A 20,611-nucleotide genomic window follows, 5' to 3' on the forward strand; every position below is an offset into this window, starting at 1 on the left:
CAAATGGCCGGCAGACCATCAATCTCGTTTTTCATCAATGAGTGCGGCAGACTACCCTACTCTTCTGCAAATATAAGAAATTCACTGGAAAAGCACAATAACAATCCTGACTAATACACTTTCAGACACATAAAACAGCCAGATCAATACACTTTTCGACACATGACGATGGCGAAAACTTACACTTTCTGACACATAATATCAATACAAAGCTACACTTTTCGACACATAAGAACAAATAAAGATTAAAAAGGAAGCGGGTTATTAAGATATTTTAAGTTCAAAACGGCAATCTGGGTTTGTTTGGAATATTCAACTCATATACTTTATTATTCCACTATTTGTCGTTATTTAGGAAAAAATGACTATTTTTGCAGACAAACAAGAGACGTACATATTACGACACTACTATCCTCGACAGACATAAAAGCATCAAGCTATGAAAAAAGACCAACTACGATACCTCTTCGCTATACTGTTGGCTATGCTAAACCTTACGGCATGCCAACGGCGAAACAATGCGTCTGAATCATACACCGAAAGCCAGCGGCTGCAGCTCGACACTTCAGCGATACGCAGCAAGAACATCGACTCGCTGACTGCACTCGTGAACAGATACAAGAAATCGGAAGAGCGCGACAAGGAGATGGCGGCATACGCCGAACTGGGTCACTGCTTCCTGAACGCCAACCGCTACACCAGTGCGATAGCGGCACACCAGCAGCAGCTCGAAATCGCCACAGAACTCGACGACACGCTGATGAGGGCTAGTGCTCTGAACGACCTGGGAGTGAACTACCGCAGAATGGGACTATACTACGATGCCCTGTCAAACCATCTCGCTGCCGTGGAGGTGAGCTCTCTGTCAATACAGGAGGCGAGATACAAATATCTGAAGTGTATGGCTATCGGATACAACGGATGCGGAAACTCGTATATGGCCGTGGGCCACTACCAGAAGGCTGACGAGATGCTGAGAAGAGCGCTCGCCATAGAGACGAGGCTGGGCAGCGACCTGGGAATGAACGTGGACTGCTCTAACCTGGGAATGGTGTTTGAGAAAAGGGGAATGATAGACTCCGCACGGATATACTACAACCGTGCCATGTATCACAGCAAGAAATGCAACTCGCGGACCGGAGTGGCATACTGCTACATGCATCTTGGAAGTCTGGAGATGAAAAAAAACAGGTATGAGAACGCCATAGAACTGTTCAGAAAATCAATGGGAACGATAAACCGCGACCGCGACGCATGGCTTTGGCTGCAACCTTGTTCGGCGCTCGCCGAGGCGTATGTGGCTGCAAATAAGCCGGACAGCGCATGGAAATATCTGGAGACTGTCAGAATGCAATCCAACGAAATCGGCACAAGGGAATATGACCCGAGAATACTGAAGATACTGTCGGAACTATACAAGAGCAACGGCAACTACCAGAAGGCACTCGACTGCTACGCCAGGGCAAAGAGCATAGAGGACAGCACGATGAACGCCAGAAACCTCTTTGAAATCGAAAAGCTGCACAGCGACCTGAACCAGAGGCAGAAGGAGAAGGACAGGATGCTGAACGAGCAGCACCTGAACGAGCAGAGGATGCAGAAAAGGATGCTTGCCGCCGCCATACTGCTGCTCGGCATCACGCTGATGATGGCATACACACTGAAGGCAAGACGAAAATCGTTTGCCATGCAGCAACGATACATGAAGATGAAGGAGAACTTCTTCACCAACATCACCCACGAATTCCGCACACCGCTGACGCTGATCCTCGGTCTGAGCCACGACATGGCGAAGGACAAGAAGAACCTGGACGACGACAGCCGGAAGAAGATGATGACGATAGAGAAGCAGGGACGCAACCTGCTCATGCTCATCAACCAGATTCTCGACATTTCGAAGATAAAGTCGAACATCGGCAATCCGGAATGGACAAACGGAAACGTGTGTGCCTACGTGGAAATGATAGTGGAGGGATACAAGCCGTATGCCACAAACAAAGGAATCGCATTGCAGTATGTGGAGAAAAACCAGATGGCAATGGACTTCATACCCGACTACATAAGCAAGGTGATGAACAACCTGCTGTCAAACGCCATGAAGTTCACTCCCAAGTCGGGCAAGGTGAGCGTCATCACATGGTGTGCCGACAACATGTTCTATCTCGACGTCTGCGACACGGGCAGCGGAATAGAGGCTAACGCCCTGCAGCATATCTTCGAACCTTTCTATCAGTCGGAAAACGGAAAGGAATATATCGGCACCGGCATCGGACTGCCCATCGTGCAGTACGCAGTGAAGGCTCTCGGCGGAGAAATCAAGGTGGAGAGCAAGGTGGGATATGGCACGACATTCCATATCTGCATACCGGTAAAGAACAACGTGAAGCGGCATTTCGAGATGACGGCAGCACCTGTCATAGTGGAGAACACGGAGTCTGAAGACATGACGAAGCAGAATGCCGACAAGAAGAGCGGAAAAGAATACACCGTGCTTGTGGTGGAAGACAACAGGAGCGTGGCACAGTATATCGGCGAACTGCTGGAGGACAGATATAACGTGCTGTATGCCGAGAACGGACAGGAGGGACTGGACAAGGCGAAGGACGCAATGCCTGACATCATCATGAGCGACGTGATGATGCCGGTGATGGACGGATATGAGATGTGCCGGAGACTAAGAGGCGACGAGAGCGTAGCGCATATACCTATAGTGATGGTAACGGCGAAGATTACCGACGAAGACAGGCTCTGCGGACTTGAAGCCGGTGCTGACGCATATCTCACAAAGCCTTTCAACAGCAGCGAACTGCTGATCAGAGTGGACAAGTTGCTGGAACAGCGACGCAAGATTGCATCTGACATACGCCCCGACAGTGAAACAGAGGCCAAGAACGAAGAAAACACGATAGGAGACGAGGACCGCATATTCATAGCCAAGGTTACCGACGCCATATATGCCATGATAAGACAGAACAAATGTGCCGACGTGCGTTCGATATCTGCAACGGTATGTATGAGTCCGAGCCAGTTCTACCGCAAGATGAGCGACACCACAGGTCTCACCCCGGCGTCATTCATCCAGCGCGTCAAGGTGAGGAAAGCCTGCATGATGCTCGATGCCGACCCTACCTCTCTGCTCACCGACGTGGCTCTGCGTTGCGGTTTCAACGACTATTCCTCTTTCATCCGCGCCTTCCGCAACGTCTGCGGCATCACCCCGAAACAATACACCAGAAGCGAATCAGCAAGACCGGTGGTGTAGAGGGAAGTAGTTTTGGCGCAATATGTAATTGAGGAATTCGCTTCTTTATGCAGACTGAGATGGAAGAGATAATTGTCAGCTGTGAGTAATTCAGTCTGCAGGAATTGCATGCGCTAGCAGAATCCAGAAAAACAGGAATATGGGTATTACAACATTAACTTATTGGTCAGACGTCTGACAGCAATTCTGCCCATCCGGGGCAAGCAGCGTGCCCCTGATGAGAAAGCAGCGTACCCCTGTTGGGCAAGCGTCGTGCCCATTTTTGTTCAAGTATGCTTGTCTACTGTCTGGCGGATATGTTTTCATCTTTGAAAATATAAATAAAAGAACTATCCGAGCTACTTGCACGAGACGTGTAGGTGGCTTTTCCTTTTATATATAATAATGTCTCCGCCCTCTATTTTCCAAAATCCCCAAATCGGCCGTTTGGGCAAAAAGCGACAAGGGCTAAAATATTGCAACGCAATATCCTAACCCTTGTATTGTCGGGATGACTGGACTCGAACCAGCGACCTCACGCCCCCCAGACGCGTGCGCTAACCAACTGCGCTACATCCCGAAACCTTGCGCATGAAAGGCGTTTGCCTTTTTAGCGACTGCAAAAATAGTCACTATTTGCGAGATTACAAAACTTTTCCGTGAGTTTTTGCTTTTATAACCACAATCAATTTATGAATATGGCTTATTCCACATAGTCTATCTTCAGCACTACGACGCGCAACGACTGGTCAGAGAATGGTGTTTTCACCTTTGCTATGTGCCAGTCGGAAGGGAAACAGATGACGAAACGCTTTGGAGTGGATGTGAAGAAATGAGACTTCTCGGGAATGTAATCGTAGCGTATCACATCTTTCTCCTCACTATATTCGCAGTTGGGAGTAGAGGTGTTGTGGTCGAGAAGCATAAAGCCCTCCGAGCCCTTAACTACATACATGAAGTCTATTTTCTTGCGGTGGGATTCCGACTTGCGCTTTTCCAGCGGTTCGTTCTTGCTGTCTTCTATGGATGCACGGATGTTGGTGCCCGGTATCATGAGTTTCCCTTTGGGGATATTCAGCAGATCGGTTTCAGCGAGCCATTTGAAGGCTGCATCCCATTGAGCCTTGTTCTTGTGATACTGCGCATAGAACTCCTGCAGGTTTACCGTGGCATCAGGCATGGCGTCGAATCCGTTTTTCCATTCTCCCTCTGCCACCCATGCAGCGGCTTTCTTCTTCGACACCTTCTTTGATTTGTTGCGCGCCTCAATTCCCTGCGCCGTGATTGCGATGAGCAGCAGGGAGAGGATGATTCTCAGACTTGTTGATTTCATTTGTGAGTAGTTTTGTAGTTTGTTCTTTATCTGTGTTTACCGTTTTGTACCGAACAAGTGATTCGTTTTTATATACTGCGTCACTTGTGGCGGCATGAGGTTGTCTGCCGGTTTCCCCTCACTGAGCAGAGTCCTTATCTCGGTGCTGCTCACATTGAAGAGTCCGGTGTCCACCAGTTTCACGTTGTGTGGCAGACTGCCGGCATCGATATGTGACCCCAGCCGCGGATATACGGCAATCTCATAGTCAGCCAATATCTCTTTACTGCCATACCATCTGTCGAAACATTCCCAATTGTCGGCACCTATTATCAGCACGAACTTCCGGTCGGGATAGTCATGGCGTATGGCATTGAGGGTATGTAGCGTGTACGACGGTTTGGGAAGTCTGAACTCATAGTCTGAGGCTATAAGCCCCGGTTCTCCTTCGAGGGCGAGCCTCACCATGTTCAGTCTGTCGACATCGGGCAGAAGCGAACCGGAGTTCTTCAGAGGATTGTGTGGTGAAACCATGAACCACACCTCATCGAGCCTGTCGAGCTGCATGATGCGCTTTGCCAGAGCTATATGTCCGTTATGGATGGGATTGAACGACCCACCGAAGATACCTGTCCTCTTTTCTGACATATTGTGTCTTTTCTGATATGGGTATATGAAAAACAGGGTATTACCCCTGTCTTTCTGTTAGTTAGTATGTTTCACTCTTGTCGCACTTACCAATCGGTCATTAGGGCCGGCTTGGATTTTTGCTTTTTAGAAGAGTGGATTCTGCTTAGCTATTTTGCTATGAACGAGCTCACCATTGAGAGAGCCTCCTGCTCGGCGGTCTGCAAGTCGTCGTTGACCACCACATGGTCGAACTTGTCGGCAAACGAGAGTTCGAACTCCGCACGCTTGATACGGTCTTCTATCACCTCCGGCGCATCGGTTCCCCTGCCGGTGAGACGCTTTCGCAGCTCCTCCACAGACGGCGGCTGGATGAAAAGGCTCAGTGCCTTGTCGCCATAATATTTCTTGATATTGCAGCCACCCTTCACGTCAACGTCGAGCACTACATTCTCTCCTTTTTCGAGCTGTTTCTCCACCTGCGCCTTCAGTGTGCCATAGAATCGGTCGGCATACACCTCCTCGTATTCCAGGAATTCCTCGTTGGCGATGCGCTGTCTGAACTCCTCTGGAGTGACGAAGAAGTATTCCACTCCGTCCTTCTCCGTTCCTCTTGGCTGTCGGCTGGTGCATGAGATGCTGAAAGCGAGGTTCAGTTCCTTGTGCTCGTTCATCAGCCAGTTTATGATGGTGCTCTTTCCGCTGCCGCTCGGTGCGGAGAAGATTATTACTTTTCCTTGCATTGCTTGTTGATTTTAAACAGATTACAGTCAGATAGCAGAATCCTGGTTAGAGGGCGTTGAGCACTTGCTCTTTTATCTGCTCCAGTTCATCTTTCATCTTCACCACGATGTTCTGCATCTCGGCGTTGTTGCTCTTGCTGCCGGTGGTGTTTATCTCGCGTCCCATCTCCTGGGCTATGAATCCGAGCTTCTTGCCCACTCCCTGAGTCTCCTCCATCGTCTCGCGGAAGTATTTCAGATGGTTGGCAAGTCTCTGCTTCTCCTCGCTGATGTCGAGTTTCTCGATATAATATATGAGTTCCTGCTCCAGACGGTTCTTGTCGTATTCCACCTCGGGGATTGATTTCAGTCCGTCGATGATTCGTGAGCGGATTTTCTCCACCCTCGCCTTCTCAAACGGTTCGATGCTTTCGAGCAGGGCAGCGATATTGTCAATTTTCTCGCTGAACTTCCTCTGGAGAGCCGCTCCCTCCTGCATACGGAATTCGGTGAGCTTTCCGAGAGCCTCATTGATGGCTTTGGTAGCAGCTTCCCATTCCTCGTCGGTTAGAGTCTCCGTTTCTGTCTTCGTCAGCACATCGGGCATTCTCATCAGCGTGGCGAGCCAGTCGGCAGGTTCCGGTATGTTGTTCTTCTGTATAATCTCCTTTATCTGCTTGTAGTAGCCTGCCACGAGCGCTCCGTTCACGGGTGTGGCATCCACCACGGTATCCTTCTCAATCCAGATGCTGAAGTCCACTTTGCCTCGTGTGAGAGCCTGCGACACCATCTGTCGTATCTGCATTTCCTTTTCGCGATAGATTGGCGCTATACGTGTTGAGAGGTCGAGAGTCTTGCTGTTAAGCGACTTCACCTCAACGTTTATTTTCTTTTCTCCGTATTCCACTACAGCCTTGCCGTAGCCAGTCATTGATTGTATCATGCTTTTATCAATATTAATTGTGCAAAATTACACATTTATTCGTAAATACGTCTATGTGGCGTGTTGTTTTTATCTTCAAGCCGGTCTGCAGACATTATGCACGGACTATGCCAGCAAATAGCCCACGAGCAGCGAACCGTTGTATATCAGCAGGAATGCCGTGATGATGCCCAGCAGCGCCCGGAGCGCAAGGAGCCTTCTGCCCTCAGCCTTCTTCATGGCAAAGGCTATGGCGATTGGGATTATGAACAGCCAGTGTGCTCCCATGATATATACCTCGTTGAGACCGAAGCCGAGAATCACATGTACGGTGAAGTCTATACCGAAGCCCAGGAGTGCCATCCACAGGAAGCGGCTCTTCCTGCCACACCATATTCCAAAGAGGAACAGCAATACGATGGCAGCCTCTACGATATAGTTGACGGCATTCCGGTAGCTTACGAACACGGGGCGGTCGCGCAGCGTGTCGCCCAGCAGGTAGTCCTGATGCAGCTGTATCGTCTCTCCGAAGACATTGTCTACAAGCGACTGCCAGCGTGGTGTCGTCATGTCGGTGTATTGCAGCATTCCCTTCTTCACCAGCGGTTTGCCCTTGTGGGCATTCCATGGCAGCTTCTGGTCTTTCCTGTATTTGGCGAGAATCCGCTTGTTGTCCCACACCTTGAAAGCCTTCTCAGCCTCAGCGGAGTCCATGATTGTGGTGGTGTCCATGAAGGCGGCATGGTTCTTTGCCCATTCTCTTTCGCTCGCCTTCTTCACGTCTGCCCTTCGCTGCTGCTCCACCGGCAGACGGTAATATCTGTATTCCGCATCCGACAGATACCACATTCCGGCACATGGTATGGCGATGGCGAAGATAAGGTATTTGGGACGGAAGAATCTCTTGCCCTCCACGAAGAGAGCGTCGATGACGATCTTCGCACCGTTGCTCAGCGTCGTACCGGCTGTGAATATGAACATGAGCACCGCCTGCCATCCGTTGAGCCGTTTCTTGTCGCGAATCTTCACTCCACAGACATAGAGCGCCATGAGCAGCATGAACATCGACGGTGCGAAATGGTCGGGCACGATGAATGTCAGCATTATATACGCGCAGCTGAACAGGAATCCGCTGAGCAGTGCGGCATCGGTGTTTCTCAGTCCGATGATGTCGCGGCATATCCTCATCATGAATATGAAGGAATAGAACATGAGGAAGAGCAGTATCAAGGCGATGATAAACTGCACGAGATTCAGTCCGGTGAGGTCCATCAGCGCCGTGTTCAGCAGATACAGCGGATATACGAAGAATGCGAGCAGAGGATGCCGGTGTATGTCGTATTTAGGTCCCCACGTGCTCAACACCACATACGTAATAGGGTCGAATCCCGACACGCTGAACTTCTTGATGAAGTTTTTCCAGAACGCCACGTGCACTTTGGAGAACGAGTCGTAGTAGCGCATTATTATCAGGGCGTTGAGGATGATGTAAACGGCGAGAGCCGAGAGAGAAGGTATCACCTCGTTTTTCTTCACTCTGAACATCCTGCCTATCTGTATGAAGATATTCTTCAGTTCTTTTATCGGATTTGTCATGCTATGCTGTTTCTTGTTTTGTCTTTTTTGTGTATTGTCGTGTTATCTGAACGGTGTATTGTCGCGTTATCTGAACGGTTTATAGAATCCCTCGTCGGCAAAGTCGAGCATTGCGATGTCGCCGCTGCTGTCGCCAAACGCCGTAAGGAAGTAGCTCTTGCGGTCGGGATGCAGGGCGAGTATCCGTCTCACCTTCTCCTTGCCGCGGCAGTTGGCAGATAGGAAACGCCCCGTCAGGTTGCCTTCCTTCACTTCTATCCTGGTGCAGAATATCTCTATGCCGGGGAATTCCCTGAAAAACGGCGCCACCCAGTTGTTGATGCTCGCACTCACTATCATCACCGTGGAGTCGGGTTCTGCCATCGCCTCCCTCACCCTCTCGACGCCTTTCGGGCGCAGGATGTGTGAATGTGTGGCGGCAAAGCGTTCACACAGGTTGTCGAACATGCTCTCCGGCATATTCTGGAAATAGTATGCGAAGATGCTTTCCTTCACTTTTCCGCTGTCAGCCAGTTTCAGTTTCATGGCTATCAGCAGATGTAAATGCAGTGCGAAACATTTCAGAAACTCTTTCCATCCTTTTGCAAACAGCAGGAAGGCTATCAGCGAGTCGCGTTTCGTCAGTGTTCCGTCGAAATCGAATGCGTAGATATTCTTCATCTCTTCTTATTTTTTAAAATGCCAGGAATGTCACGCCGCTAAAACACGTATATTATGAGCAGGAACGCCAGCAGCCACAGCACCACCACAATCTGCATCATCCTGTCGCGCAGCATCGTCTTGGTAGGGTCGCCACTCTTGTTGTCAACGAGTGTGAGCTGGAGATACCTCAGTATGCCGAGCAATACGAACACTGTGGTGAGATACAGATAGCGTGTGCCTATCCTCTTTTCCACCTCCGGCGACACGGTATACATAATATAGCATACGAGAGTCACCGTTGCCGTGATGGTAATTGCCTGGTTTATGAATTCCAGGTTGTATCGAATGGTGTTCTTCCGCGGCGCATGACCGGTTTCGTTCATCCTCACCACATCGTCGCGTCGCTTTGCCAGAGAGAGGAACAGCGTGAGCAGGAATGTCATGAGCACAATCCAGTTGCTCAGTTCTATACACGTGGCAAGTCCGCCTACGAGCAGCCTCAACACAAATCCGAACGCTATCACGCATACGTCCACTATGGCGAATCTCTTCAGCCACAGACAGTAGGCTATGTTCAGCAGGAAATACGTTCCAAGTGCCGCAGCCACTCCCATTGCCTGTTCGCCGATAAGCGTCGCGAGTCCGAAACTCAGCGCCACCATCATTGCCATGCAGACATATCCCTGTTTCACGCTCACCTTGCCCGACGCTATCGGCCGGTTGCGTTTCACGGGATGACGTCGGTCGTCCTCCACGTCGATGATGTCGTTAAGACAGTATATCGACGAGGCTATGAAGCTGAACGCCAGCGCCGCTATCAGCGAGGCTATGATGTCAGTGGTATCGAGAAGGCTGCCGCCGAAGAACAGCGGTACCATCACGAAGACATTCTTTATCCACTGGTGTGGACGGATTATGGATAGTATGTTCTTTATGTTCATTACGAAAGCTCTTGATGTTGTATGTTCTTGATGGCCATTGCAAAAGCCATTTGATGGTCATTGCAATATTCTGAATACCCTGCAGCCCATCACCTTTTCGATTATCCAATGCAGCAGGTATGCCACCGGCGTTGATATCACGATTACCAACAGTGCCGTAACGCAATATCCGAGCTTGTATTGCTGCAGCGGCAGCATGACGAACTGTATGTGAATGAGATATATCTCAAGACTAATAGTGCCGAGCATGGTCAGCACCCGGTTTATATTCTTCGGCATTACGGCTATGAGCTTGCATTCCAAAAGCAATGCCGTGACGGTGAGCGGTATGTAGACGATGCGCTCCATGAACAGCGGAAACCTTCTGTGGCCGATATATTCGAGCTGGAGACATAGCCAGAGGCTCATGGCAAAGATGATGACTATCATCCAGATGCTGCCTTTCTCCAGTGTCCGCTTTTCCATCACCCATTTCCCGGCGTTTATGCCGATGAAAAATATCGGTATGCGGCTGAAGAATATCTCCAGATGCCCCACGCTGTTGTGTATCAACGGTACATAGCGCACCATAGCCGCCAATATTATGAATGCCACAGGCAGCCAGCGGTAAGAAGGCCGCTCACGCACAAGTTCCATATATCCCGGAGCGAAGATATACAGCATCATCGTTGCCGGAACATACCAGAAGGTAAGGTCGTCTATTCGCCAGAAACTCCAGTTGAACAACACGTTGGCAATCAGATTGGGGATATCAGGACTATAGCCGCTGCCGGGAGCCTCAACGTATTTGCCGATATAGAATACCGACGCCACGATGATCCAAACGGGATAGATCCGCTTGTAGCGGTGCTTGAAGAAGCGTATCGTTGCCTGGCGGATTCCCATTGCCCCGTTGCCGTCGAGTTTCTTTCCCAGTCGCGAACGGGTCCAAGAGAACCACAGTCCCATACCGCTTACAAACAGGAACATGTCCACACCGATGTTTCCCAGCCTTCGGAGCGGATAGAAGAAATTGCTCTGCGGCATTCCTATATGAAACAGGATGACGAACAGGATGGCGAGTCCCATCAGTTCGCCACGGTATTTGCTCAGATCCTCAAACTTGACCATCTATTCAACAATGATTTGAATGTTAGAAAAATTATCGTATTCAGCGTGTCATCATTGCGCTGCCCGCCATGTGGCACTTTGACACGGCAGGCACCGTCAGCAGCGTTAGCATCAGATGCTTTTTGGCTTGGGTATGAACTTCAGCAGCTTCATGAACAGCCATGCGCAAAGGACAGACGCCACGAGATATACCACTATTCCCGTGAACACCTGTCCACGGCGCGACATCGGTATTATGATTTCCCTGAGAACAGGGTGTACGACAAAGAGCGACGATGATATCACTCCTGTCCACATACATGGTTTCAAAGCCCATTCGGGCAGGAGTTTGAACGTAGACACCGCTCCTATGACGATGAATGCCGGTACCCACAGCCATGAATGGAAATTGAAGCTTCCCCAGAACACCACCGCCGCCGACACCACCGCCAGAGCGGCATAGGCGCCCTTCGGCAACAGTCTGCCATGGCGGGCATACAGCATTCCCATGCCGAACGGCAGCATTCCTCCTATGAAATTGTATCTGATGCGGTTGAGAGAGTCCCAACTGCCATACATCTCCGGCGAGAACACCGTCTGCAGAATCCAGCATACGGCGATGAGCGCTATCGTGTAAGCCGACTTGCGGCGGTATAACAGCAAGCGGTATACGATATACAGCTGCAGGGTGAGTCCGAAATACCAGTATGGTCCCGGCTTGATGATATGGTCGGGATCGGGCAGGATGTTGATATACATGAACAGCTGCGCCACTACCCTGCCCACGGTATATCCATGATAGCCATGAGGGTCGAGATAGCTCACTACGGCGAAGGCGATGTATCCGAGGAACATGAGCCGGAGCAGTTTGGCATAGTTATACCAGACGAACGGCAGTATCCGCGTCTCCTTGTCCTTGTTCTTGTATTCATATTTCATCACCAGTCCGAAGCCGCTGATGAAGAGGAACACCGGCACTCCATAATGTCCGAAGAACGACAGTATGTGCACGAACAGATAATGGTTGAGCGAACAGAGCCTGTCCAGCATCATCATAGGTTTTTCTGCATCGAAAGTATACTCGTTCTCCTTCACGGCGAACCCCAGGAAGTGACAGTAGTTATGCAGAATGATGCCGAGAATGGCAATGCCTCTCAGCGCCTTCGATTCCGCTATGCTCAGTAATTGTTGCTTGTTCATCTGCTATGTTTCTTTATGCCCCTTCGGGCTTTCTTCTTGTCTTTCTTGTCCTTGGAGTTCTTCTTCGCTTCTGCCGCCTCCTTTTCCTTTTCGGCTTTCTCCTGAGCCATCAGCTCGTCGTAGTCGGCTTTTCCCTTGAGAATTCTTTTCCTCTTGGCGTTATACTTGTCGCTGAGGATATTCAGTTCGTCGCGGTATTGCGGACAGCTGATGCCGGCGAGGTCGAGCAGCAGATACGGCAGGGCGTCGGTCATATACGGACGCTTCCTGCTTGCCTTCACGCTTCTCCATATTTCCGGATGCGTGGCTCTGTATTTTCTTGACGCCCATATCCACATCGGTATTTCAAACTCGGCATGTGCGAGTCGTGGCGTCACCTGGGCTGAGTGCATCCTTCCGTAGAAGTGTGCACCGTCGTAGCACTCCTCGCCGTGGTCAGGCACGTAGATTACGATGGCATCCTGCTTTCTGAACTTGTCCACAATTGCCTTCACGATACTGTCGTTGTAAAGCGTGGCGTTGTCGTATTCGGCAAGTGCCGTACGCTCCTTGTCGTTCAGCTCCGGGCGCAGATCCTTGTAGTAGTCCTTGTCAAACTTCTTCTGCACCTTCGGGCAGCGGCTCTTGTAGTCCACATGCTGTCCTTTCAGGTGGAAGATTATCAGCTGTGGCTTTCCTTCTCCCTCGCCCTTCAGCGTCTCGTAGTTGTGGAGCAGTCCGTTGTCGAAGCGGTAGAGCGTTGTGTTGCGGGTGTCAAACTGTGCTTTGCTCAGCACTTCGTCATTGAGGAAGAATCCTCCGCTGAAGTCATACACCGCCTCCTTGGCTTGCGGCAGGAACTGGTTTGTCATGAACGTGACGTGATAACCTGCCTTTCTGAACACCTCGGGGAAGAGCGGATAGTCACACCATTCGCCTTTGTCTCCCACCGTGTATAGCGAGAATATATGCTTGAACACGAAGCTCGTCAGGTTCCATGGCGACACCACGTCGGTAAACGGCACCAGTTCGCCTCTTCTTCTCATCTTCACCTGTCGCGGAGTGTTCGGCGTTTTGTATCCGTAGAGTTGTGAGTGGTTGCGGTTGTAGCTCTCTCCTATGATAAGCACGATGTTGCGTGATTTGAAAGAACAGCTGTCCACCTTCACCTCGTTGAGACTCTCCTTGAGTTTCACGAGCTGCTTTGCCGTCAGTTCGTTGGCATAAAGACTGAACGCCAGTCTGTATATCGGTTGATATTGCACGGCATGCGGCTTCTTTGTCAGTTCATGCTCCACATCGCCGATGTTGTCATACGACATCAGCCTGTGGTACAGCACCTTGTTTTCCCAACACAGGTTGCCATACGAGAAGAAGAGTATCACGGCTGCCAGTCCCAGCGAAGCGCTTGCGTATGGCGCCATAATCAGGAATTTCTCCTTCACCTCTCTTGCTGTCTGCAGCAGGTTCTCGTTCTCAGCCAATTTGCTTTTTGCCCATCGCCACACCTTCTTTGAGAATGCGGCATAGAGGATATGCAACAGCATGAGCAGCAATACCAGTCCGACGCTGCTTCCGAGCAGGTCGAGACTGAGATACGACTGCAGGAATTCCGTGGCTTCATCTCCGTTTGTCTCGCCCACGAGCAGCAGCATCGTTGGAGTGAGAGTGGAGTCGAACCTCACGAAGCAATAGAGGTCTACTACTGCCGTGGCGTATGCCAGGACATAGAAAAACGGTCTTATCCATCTCCTCACCTTTTGTGGTATCACGGCGAGGACGACACACAGGAGGTAGACGTCGAAGAACAGTTCCTCCCATGCCAGACTGTATAATTCACCCTTCTTTGGTATGACGGCATACGCACATATCATACCCAGAATATACATCGTCACGAAGAAGGCGGAGTTGCGCCTTATCGGAAGCAGACCCAAGGACAATATCTTGCCCAGTTTTATCAGAAAACCCATTTGTTTCTTATTGCCTTAGTGCATGAAACCCAACCAGCGCAGCACATCATTCAGATTTGCCACCACCATGAGTAATATCAATATCGTGAAGCCCACGTATTCTGCCCTCAACAGGAACTTCTCGCTTGGAGCGCGTCCCGTCACCATTTCATATATGAGGAAGAGCACGTGGCCGCCGTCGAGTGCCGGTATCGGCAGTATGTTCATGAATGCGAGGATGATGCTGAGGAATGCCGTCATTCTCCAGAACAGCATCCAGTCCCAAACCGGCGGGAAGAGACTTCCGATGGCACCGAATCCGCCGAGCGACTTCGCGCCGTCTGCCGTGAACACGTATTTCATGTCGTCTACATATCCGCGCAACACGCCGATGCCATATTTGATTCCTGCCGGGAAACTCTCGAGGAATCCATATTCCGTCGTCACCGGCTTGTAGTATGTCATGAGACTCGTCTTGCCCACTCCCAACTGCAGCTCCGGCGACAGCACCACCTTTGCGGTGTCGAGCTGCCCTGTAGCCTTGCTCTTATACACGAGAGTAGTGGTGCGCACCTTCAGCGAGTCTTTCGTTGTCTTTGCCGTAGCCGTCATCACGTCGGTCATCACTCCTATCTGGTCGTCGAAATCGCACCATGAGTTCACCGGCGCTCCGTTGAACGCCACAATCCTGTCGCCCTTCCTGATGCCTGTCTTGGCGGCTGCCATGTCTGGCATCACGCTGTCTACCTCGGCTGGTATGATCGGACGCATGAAGGCCGGTTCTGACTTCAGCATCTTCAGCAGGCTCATGTCTTCGGGCAGGGTGATGGTGACGAGCTTTCCTTTTCTCTTCACCGTAACGGTCTTGGCATCAGCAATGTTGCGGAAAAGATCAACATCAAACTTCTTGAATTCCTTCTGGTCAGTGCCTACGGGCACGTCGCCGTCCTTGAATCCTATTGCCTTTGCCTCGGTGTTGAATTTCATACCCATCGTCATGTTCTGAACAGGCATGTATGAATCTCCCCAATAGAAGAGCACCATACTGTAGATAAACAAAGCGAGCAGGAAGTTGACGAGCACTCCGCCAATCATTATCAGTAGTCGCTGCCATGCCGGTTTGGAACGGAACTCCCATGGTTGTGCGGGCTGTTTCATCTGCTCCGTGTCGAACGATTCGTCTATCATTCCCGAAATCTTGCAGTATCCGCCCAGCGGCAGCCATCCCACGCCGTATGTCGTGTCACTCTTCTTCGGCTTGAATTCGAAGAGGTGGAACCAGGGGTCGAAGAAAAGGTAGAACTTCTCTACGCGCACACCGAAAAGTTTTGAGAAAAAGAAGTGTCCGCCCTCATGCAGCAGGACAAGGATAGAGATTGCGAGCATGAACTGCAGCAATCTGATTAAAAATATTTCCATCTTGTTTTGTTGATATTCTTGGGTTGTTATTCTTGAGTTGATGCGCCGTCATTCCAAAACGAACTGGAGTAAAACGGCTTCCACACTTTCTTTCTATATATATAATAATGTAAAGGACGATGTCTCTTTGCCGTTTCCGTCATGCTCCCATCAGCTCCGTTGCCACTCGTCTTGCCTCGGCGTCGGTAGCGATGTAGGTGTCGTACGACGGGTTGGCATCAAACGCCACCCTTGCCATGGTCTCTTCTATGATGCGCGGCATGTCGAGGAAACCGCATTTGTCGTCAAGGAATCCGCGGTTCACTATCTCGTTGGCGGCATTCAGTATGCAAGGCATGTTGCCGCCTTTGCGCATCGCCTCATAGGCAAGCGCCAGACAGCGGAATTTCTCCATATCCGGCTCGAAGAACTCCAGCGGATGCTCAAAGAGATTCAGTCTGTCGCCGTTGAGATGCAGTCTGTCGGGATATGAGAAGGCATACTGTATCGGCAGACGCATGTCGGGCACTCCGAGCTGTGCTTTCACAGCCCCGTCGACAAACTGCACCGCACTATGTACTATCGACTGCGGATGCACGAGCACCTGAATCTTGTCTACGTCAACTCCGAAGAGCCACTTTGCCTCTATCACCTCGAAGCCCTTGTTCATCATCGAGGCGCTGTCGATGGTGATCTTCGCCCCCATCTCCCATGTGGGATGGTGCAGGGCGTCTGCCTTCGTCACCTTGGCGAGCTGTTCCTTTGAGAATGTGCGGAACGGTCCGCCGGATGCCGTGAGCAGGATTTTCTCTATGTCGTTGTCGCCCTCGCCCACGATGCTCTGGAATATCGCCGAATGCTCACTGTCCACAGGGAGTATCGGCGAGTGGTTCTCTGCCGCGAGCCTGCATATCAGTTCGCCAGCCACCACGAGCGTCTCTTTGTTGGCGAGACATATCTTCTTGTGTGCCTTTATCGCACTGATGGTAGGGCTCAGTCCGGCGAATCCCACCATCGCCGTAAGCACCATGTCTATCGGACCGGCTGTCACGATGTCGTCGATTGCCTGTCTGCCGGCATATACATTGATGTCGGGACAGTCGGCGAGCAGCGACTTCAGTTCCTCGTAGTGTGCCTCGTTGGCTATCACCACGGCGGCAGGATTGAACCTGCGTGCCTGTTCAGCCAGTTCCCTCACCCTGTTGTTTGCCGTGAGGCAATACACCTCGTATAGGTCGGAGTGTTCTTCTATCACCTCCAGTGCCTGCGTACCTATTGATCCTGTTGAGCCGAGTATGGCTATTTGCTTTTTCATATCAGTTGTTGTCGTTGATGTCGATAAGACCTTCCGGAAGTTTTGCCCTGAGCAGCTTCTTCCCGGCGTCCACATCCACTATGATGTCTTCGCTTGCCGGGATGAGCGCGACGTCGCCGCCGGCGGTCTCCACCTCGAGCAGCACGTTGATGGTGCTCTCGTCGATGCCCACCACTTTGCCTACTATGGTTCCGCCCATATTGTCGTCGGCAAGGCTGAATCCCTTCAGCTCGTCCCAGGTCAGTTCGTCGTCGCCCCGGTCGGAGAGATGTTTGGGGAAATACACCTCGCTGCCCACTATCTCGCTGGCTTCCTCCTTGGTGTCGATGTCCTCAAACTTCACGAGTGCCGTCTCGCCCGACTTAAATCTCCACTCCTCCATATAGAAGGGCACGAGGATGCCGTCGATAAGGAGCACGAGATAGTCGGCGTCGACACGGTCGAACACATCGTCGTCGAAGAAGAGCGTCAGCTCTCCCTTCACTCCGTGCGGCTTGCCAATCTTGCCAATCTTATATACCTCTTCCTGTCTTATCATCAGTTTTTCACACGCTTAATGTTGGCGCCGAGAGCATTGAGGCGTGCCTCTATGTCCTCATAGCCACGGTCTATCTGGGCTATATTATCGATTCTCGACGTGCCGTTGGCGCTGAGAGCCGCTATGAGCAGCGCTATGCCGGCGCGTATGTCCGGGCTGGTCATCCTGCCGGCTTTCAGTCTCACCTTGTGGTCGTGGCCTATCACAACGGCGCGGTGTGGGTCGCAGAGTATTATCTGTGCGCCCATGTCTATCAGCTTGTCAACGAAGAACAGTCGGCTCTCGAACATCTTCTGATGCACGAGCACGCTGCCTCTCGCCTGTGTAGCCACCACGAGCAACACGGAGATGAGGTCTGGAGTGAGTCCGGGCCAAGGGGCATCGGCAAGCGTCATTATCGATCCGTCGATAAACGAATCCACCTGATAGTGAGGCACATGCGGTATGTAGAGGTCGTCGCCCTCTATCAATATCTTCACTCCCAACCGGCGGAAGGCATCTGGTATGATACCGAGATTCTCCACCGACACGTTCTTTATCCTCAGTCCGTTGCCCACCATCGCCGCCATGCCGATAAAGGAGCCAACCTCTATCATGTCGGGCAATATGGTGTGGTCGGCGCCATGCAGCTTGTCCACTCCCTCTATGGTGAGCAGGTTTGACGCTATGCCGCTGATTTTCGCTCCCATGGCATTGAGCATCTTGCACAGCTGCTGGATGTATGGTTCGCAGGCGGCGTTGTATATCGTCGTGGTGCCCTTGGCGAGCACGGCAGCCATCACGATGTTTGCCGTTCCCGTCACCGAAGCCTCATCAAGAAGCATATAGGTACCCTTGAGTCTGCTTGCCTTTATCTCGAAGGTGTTGCTGCCCTCGCTGTGAACGAACTTGGCCCCCAGATTCTTGAATCCCAGGAAGTGGGTGTCGAGCCGGCGTCTGCCTATCTTGTCGCCTCCGGGCTTTGCCACCACTGCCTTGCCGAAGCGTGCGAGCAGCGGACCGATCATCAGCACGCTGCCACGGAGCGACGAGCATTTCTTCACGAACTCCTCGCTGCCGAGATAGTCGAGATTTATGTCTTTCGATTCAAAAGTGTATTCGTTCTTGCCTATGCGCTCCACGCTCACGCCGATGTCTTTCAGCAGGAGAATCAGGTTGTTCACGTCCAGAATGTCCGGCACGTTTCTCATCACCACCTTCTCCTCTGTCAGGAGAGTGGCGCATATCACTTCGAGGGCCTCGTTCTTGGCTCCCTGCGGCGTAATCGTTCCGCTCAGCGGATGCCCGCCTTCTATGATGAAAGATTCCATAGTGGGTAGGTTAGTGGTTTTGTCTTCTTCGCTTTCCTTTCGACCCGCCGCCGCTCTTCTGTTGCGGCTGCGGCAGGTTGAAGCGGGCGTTCTGCAGTTCTCTCGGGTCGAGCTGGATTATTCCGTCGGTGAAGCGGGCGATGTCGTCTACCACCTTGTCATAATTGTTGGCGCCGTGGCTCCACTGCCCGAGGTTGCGCTTCATCTGCTCTGCGGTGAGCCTTGCCAGTTCGTCGCGCTCCTTTCCCGGCTCCATCTTCTTGAGCAGTTCGAAGCTCTCGAAAAGCAGGTGGCCATAGTGTCTCACCTTGATTTTCGTCATCGGATAAGCCAGCGGTTTCGGCTTCTCTGATATTTCCTTCGCCTTGCTCACGTCGTATGGATAGTCGATGTCGAGTTTGAAGTCGCTGATGATGGCGAGATGGTCCCAGAGCTTGCATTTGTAGTCGGCATTGTTGCGGTTCTGAGGCAACATGCGCTCCATCACTCTCACGATCGTCTCGGCACATCTCTGGCGCTCCTCCTTGGTGGGCAGATTCACGGCGATGTCTACCATCTGCTGCACCTCCCTTCCGTATTCCGGCAGGATGAGCTTTTCTCTCTCGGTATTGTAATCCAGTCCTTTTATATTCATCTTCTGTAAGTTATCTTGTTTTTCCTTAGAGGAGCTTACGTGGTGTCTTCGCCACGAAGTCCTTCAGATAGAATGGCACGAAATATGCCACGTCTTCATATCTCTCCTCTGCTATCCTCTTCTCTGCCAGCGGGTACATGAATTTCGACAGAGGTTCGATATCCTTTATAAGGTGGGCATTGGGATGGTTTATGGTCTCCATGCATTTCTCTGCTCCGTTGCCGAAGAAATACACGGGCCCCTTGTCGAGGAATTCCTTGTAGGTGTCGGCGTCTACGACGTCGGCCTGTACCTTCCTGACTTCCTGCAGACGGCGGTTGTACACGGCGGCATACACCTCCATACGCCTTGCGTCGATCATCGGACAGAGCAGTGCGTCCTCCTCTATCTCATGATGCAGCAACACGGGCACCGCCATCAGTTCGAGCGTCGGTACGGCAATGAGATTCACTCCCCTGCCGTAGCAGATGCCTTTTGCCATCGACACTCCGATGCGGAGGCCGGTGTAGGAACCGGGGCCGCAGCTCACGGCAACAGCATCAACGGGTATGGCATGACTGTCGGCGAACGACAGTCCCTCGTCTACGAATTCTCCAAGTTTTACGGCGTGGTTAGGTCCGGAATGGTCTTCTTTCGTAAAGATGTCGGCGCCGTCCTGACTCACTGTTAGAGAGCACACGTTTGTGCTCGTTTCAATATTGATAATGCACGACATATATAATAATGTATTCGAATAACAGTTTGCAAAGATAGTACAATTAGCTTGCAATTCAAAATAATTCATCTATTTTCACTTTTCACACTGTTCCGCACCTGTGTTCACCGCTACGAAATTGGGCACGGTGCTTGCCCAGTTGGGGCAACGTGCTTGCCCATGTTGGGCAACGTGCTTGCCCCGGTTGGGCACATTTGCAATCCTGTCCGTGCCCAATTCGGAAAAAATCACCGAAAACAGTCGCCGATTTGAACACACGACAATTTAGCCATCCACAAAAAACAGGATGACTAAAGATAATCTAAAGGGAACGGCCCGAACCATCCAGACAATTACCAGACAGTTCGGGTCGTAAATAAAAAACTTAAATATCTATGATTCAACAACTTACACGTTCAAGACCAGATGGTTGACGGTTTTTCGCATTTTTTTATTTTTATGCAAAAATCAGCCATCAGGGCATGTCTGTAATCATCCTTGC

At 51.1% G+C, this 20,611-nt stretch carries 17 protein-coding genes and 1 tRNA gene; 1 reads left to right on the top strand and 17 read right to left on the bottom strand.

Going from position 1 to position 20,611, the window contains the following annotated elements; translation table 11 throughout:
• The first annotated feature begins 439 nt into the window (after nt 1–439).
• Nucleotides 440–3,262: a hybrid sensor histidine kinase/response regulator transcription factor gene (locus tag ACDC99_RS09175; protein WP_370756615.1), complete on the top strand. Its 2,823-nt coding sequence runs from the start codon at nt 440–442 to the stop codon at nt 3,260–3,262.
• A 485-nt stretch (nt 3,263–3,747) separates the two neighbouring features.
• On the opposite strand, the gene ACDC99_RS09180 is transcribed toward ACDC99_RS09175, so the two are convergent.
• The 17 genes from ACDC99_RS09180 to tsaB form a co-directional block, all read right to left on the bottom strand.
• Nucleotides 3,748–3,821: transfer RNA gene (locus ACDC99_RS09180), tRNA-Pro, on the bottom strand.
• A 123-nt stretch (nt 3,822–3,944) separates the two neighbouring features.
• Nucleotides 3,945–4,574, bottom strand: coding sequence for a NanQ anomerase/TabA/YiaL family protein (locus tag ACDC99_RS09185; RefSeq protein ID WP_044066163.1), 630 nt, complete (start codon nt 4,572–4,574; stop codon nt 3,945–3,947).
• A 36-nt stretch (nt 4,575–4,610) separates the two neighbouring features.
• Entirely contained in the window at nt 4,611–5,201 is a 591-nt protein-coding gene (gene nadD, locus ACDC99_RS09190; protein ID WP_288745145.1) for a nicotinate (nicotinamide) nucleotide adenylyltransferase, read from the bottom strand.
• Nucleotides 5,202–5,350: 149 nt separating this feature from the next.
• Nucleotides 5,351–5,923: a guanylate kinase gene (gene gmk / locus ACDC99_RS09195; RefSeq protein WP_022316654.1), complete on the bottom strand. Its 573-nt coding sequence runs from the start codon at nt 5,921–5,923 to the stop codon at nt 5,351–5,353.
• Nucleotides 5,924–5,969: 46 nt separating this feature from the next.
• Nucleotides 5,970–6,845: a YicC/YloC family endoribonuclease gene (locus ACDC99_RS09200; RefSeq protein ID WP_042520180.1), complete on the bottom strand. Its 876-nt coding sequence runs from the start codon at nt 6,843–6,845 to the stop codon at nt 5,970–5,972.
• A 105-nt stretch (nt 6,846–6,950) separates the two neighbouring features.
• A complete protein-coding gene (locus ACDC99_RS09205) occupies nt 6,951–8,420 on the bottom strand; it encodes a DUF6080 domain-containing protein (protein WP_287074537.1) in 1,470 nt (489 codons plus the stop codon).
• Between the two features lie 66 nt (nt 8,421–8,486).
• Nucleotides 8,487–9,080, bottom strand: a complete 594-nt coding sequence (locus ACDC99_RS09210) for an HAD family hydrolase (protein WP_278841998.1) — start codon at nt 9,078–9,080, stop codon at nt 8,487–8,489.
• Nucleotides 9,081–9,118: 38 nt separating this feature from the next.
• Nucleotides 9,119–10,003 carry a decaprenyl-phosphate phosphoribosyltransferase gene (locus ACDC99_RS09215; protein ID WP_370756616.1) on the bottom strand — a complete coding sequence of 295 codons (885 nt, stop codon included), beginning with the start codon at nt 10,001–10,003 and terminating at the stop codon, nt 9,119–9,121.
• 57 nt (nt 10,004–10,060) lie between these two features.
• Nucleotides 10,061–11,113 (bottom strand): acyltransferase family protein, encoded by a 1,053-nt coding sequence (locus tag ACDC99_RS09220; protein WP_042520181.1) that lies wholly within the window; start codon nt 11,111–11,113, stop codon nt 10,061–10,063.
• 111 nt (nt 11,114–11,224) lie between these two features.
• The gene (locus tag ACDC99_RS09225; protein WP_042520182.1) at nt 11,225–12,292 is read right to left on the bottom strand and encodes an acyltransferase family protein; all 1,068 of its coding nucleotides are present in this window, start codon (nt 12,290–12,292) and stop codon (nt 11,225–11,227) included.
• Nucleotides 12,289–14,241, bottom strand: coding sequence for a phosphoethanolamine transferase (locus ACDC99_RS09230; RefSeq protein WP_370756617.1), 1,953 nt, complete (start codon nt 14,239–14,241; stop codon nt 12,289–12,291). Before ACDC99_RS09230 ends, ACDC99_RS09225 begins: the two co-directional genes overlap by 4 nt.
• A 15-nt stretch (nt 14,242–14,256) precedes the next feature.
• Nucleotides 14,257–15,639, bottom strand: coding sequence for an RIP metalloprotease RseP (gene rseP, locus ACDC99_RS09235; RefSeq protein ID WP_370756618.1), 1,383 nt, complete (start codon nt 15,637–15,639; stop codon nt 14,257–14,259).
• A 139-nt stretch (nt 15,640–15,778) separates the two neighbouring features.
• Nucleotides 15,779–16,933 carry a 1-deoxy-D-xylulose-5-phosphate reductoisomerase gene (locus ACDC99_RS09240; RefSeq protein ID WP_370756619.1) on the bottom strand — a complete coding sequence of 385 codons (1,155 nt, stop codon included), beginning with the start codon at nt 16,931–16,933 and terminating at the stop codon, nt 15,779–15,781.
• Nucleotide 16,934: 1 nt separating this feature from the next.
• Nucleotides 16,935–17,471: a ribosome maturation factor RimM gene (rimM, locus tag ACDC99_RS09245; RefSeq protein WP_370756620.1), complete on the bottom strand. Its 537-nt coding sequence runs from the start codon at nt 17,469–17,471 to the stop codon at nt 16,935–16,937.
• Nucleotides 17,471–18,781, bottom strand: a complete 1,311-nt coding sequence (gene murA, locus ACDC99_RS09250) for a UDP-N-acetylglucosamine 1-carboxyvinyltransferase (protein ID WP_022316665.1) — start codon at nt 18,779–18,781, stop codon at nt 17,471–17,473. Before murA ends, rimM begins: the two co-directional genes overlap by 1 nt.
• A 10-nt stretch (nt 18,782–18,791) precedes the next feature.
• On the bottom strand, nt 18,792–19,415 hold the full coding sequence (locus ACDC99_RS09255; RefSeq protein WP_044080761.1) for a DUF4290 domain-containing protein: 624 nt from the start codon (nt 19,413–19,415) through the stop codon (nt 18,792–18,794).
• Nucleotides 19,416–19,440: 25 nt separating this feature from the next.
• The gene (gene tsaB, locus ACDC99_RS09260) at nt 19,441–20,130 is read right to left on the bottom strand and encodes a tRNA (adenosine(37)-N6)-threonylcarbamoyltransferase complex dimerization subunit type 1 TsaB (protein WP_370756621.1); all 690 of its coding nucleotides are present in this window, start codon (nt 20,128–20,130) and stop codon (nt 19,441–19,443) included.
• Nucleotides 20,131–20,611: the final 481 nt, after the last annotated feature.

The organism is Prevotella pectinovora, from assembly GCF_041323955.1.
Lineage (GTDB): Bacteria > Bacteroidota > Bacteroidia > Bacteroidales > Bacteroidaceae > Prevotella > Prevotella pectinovora.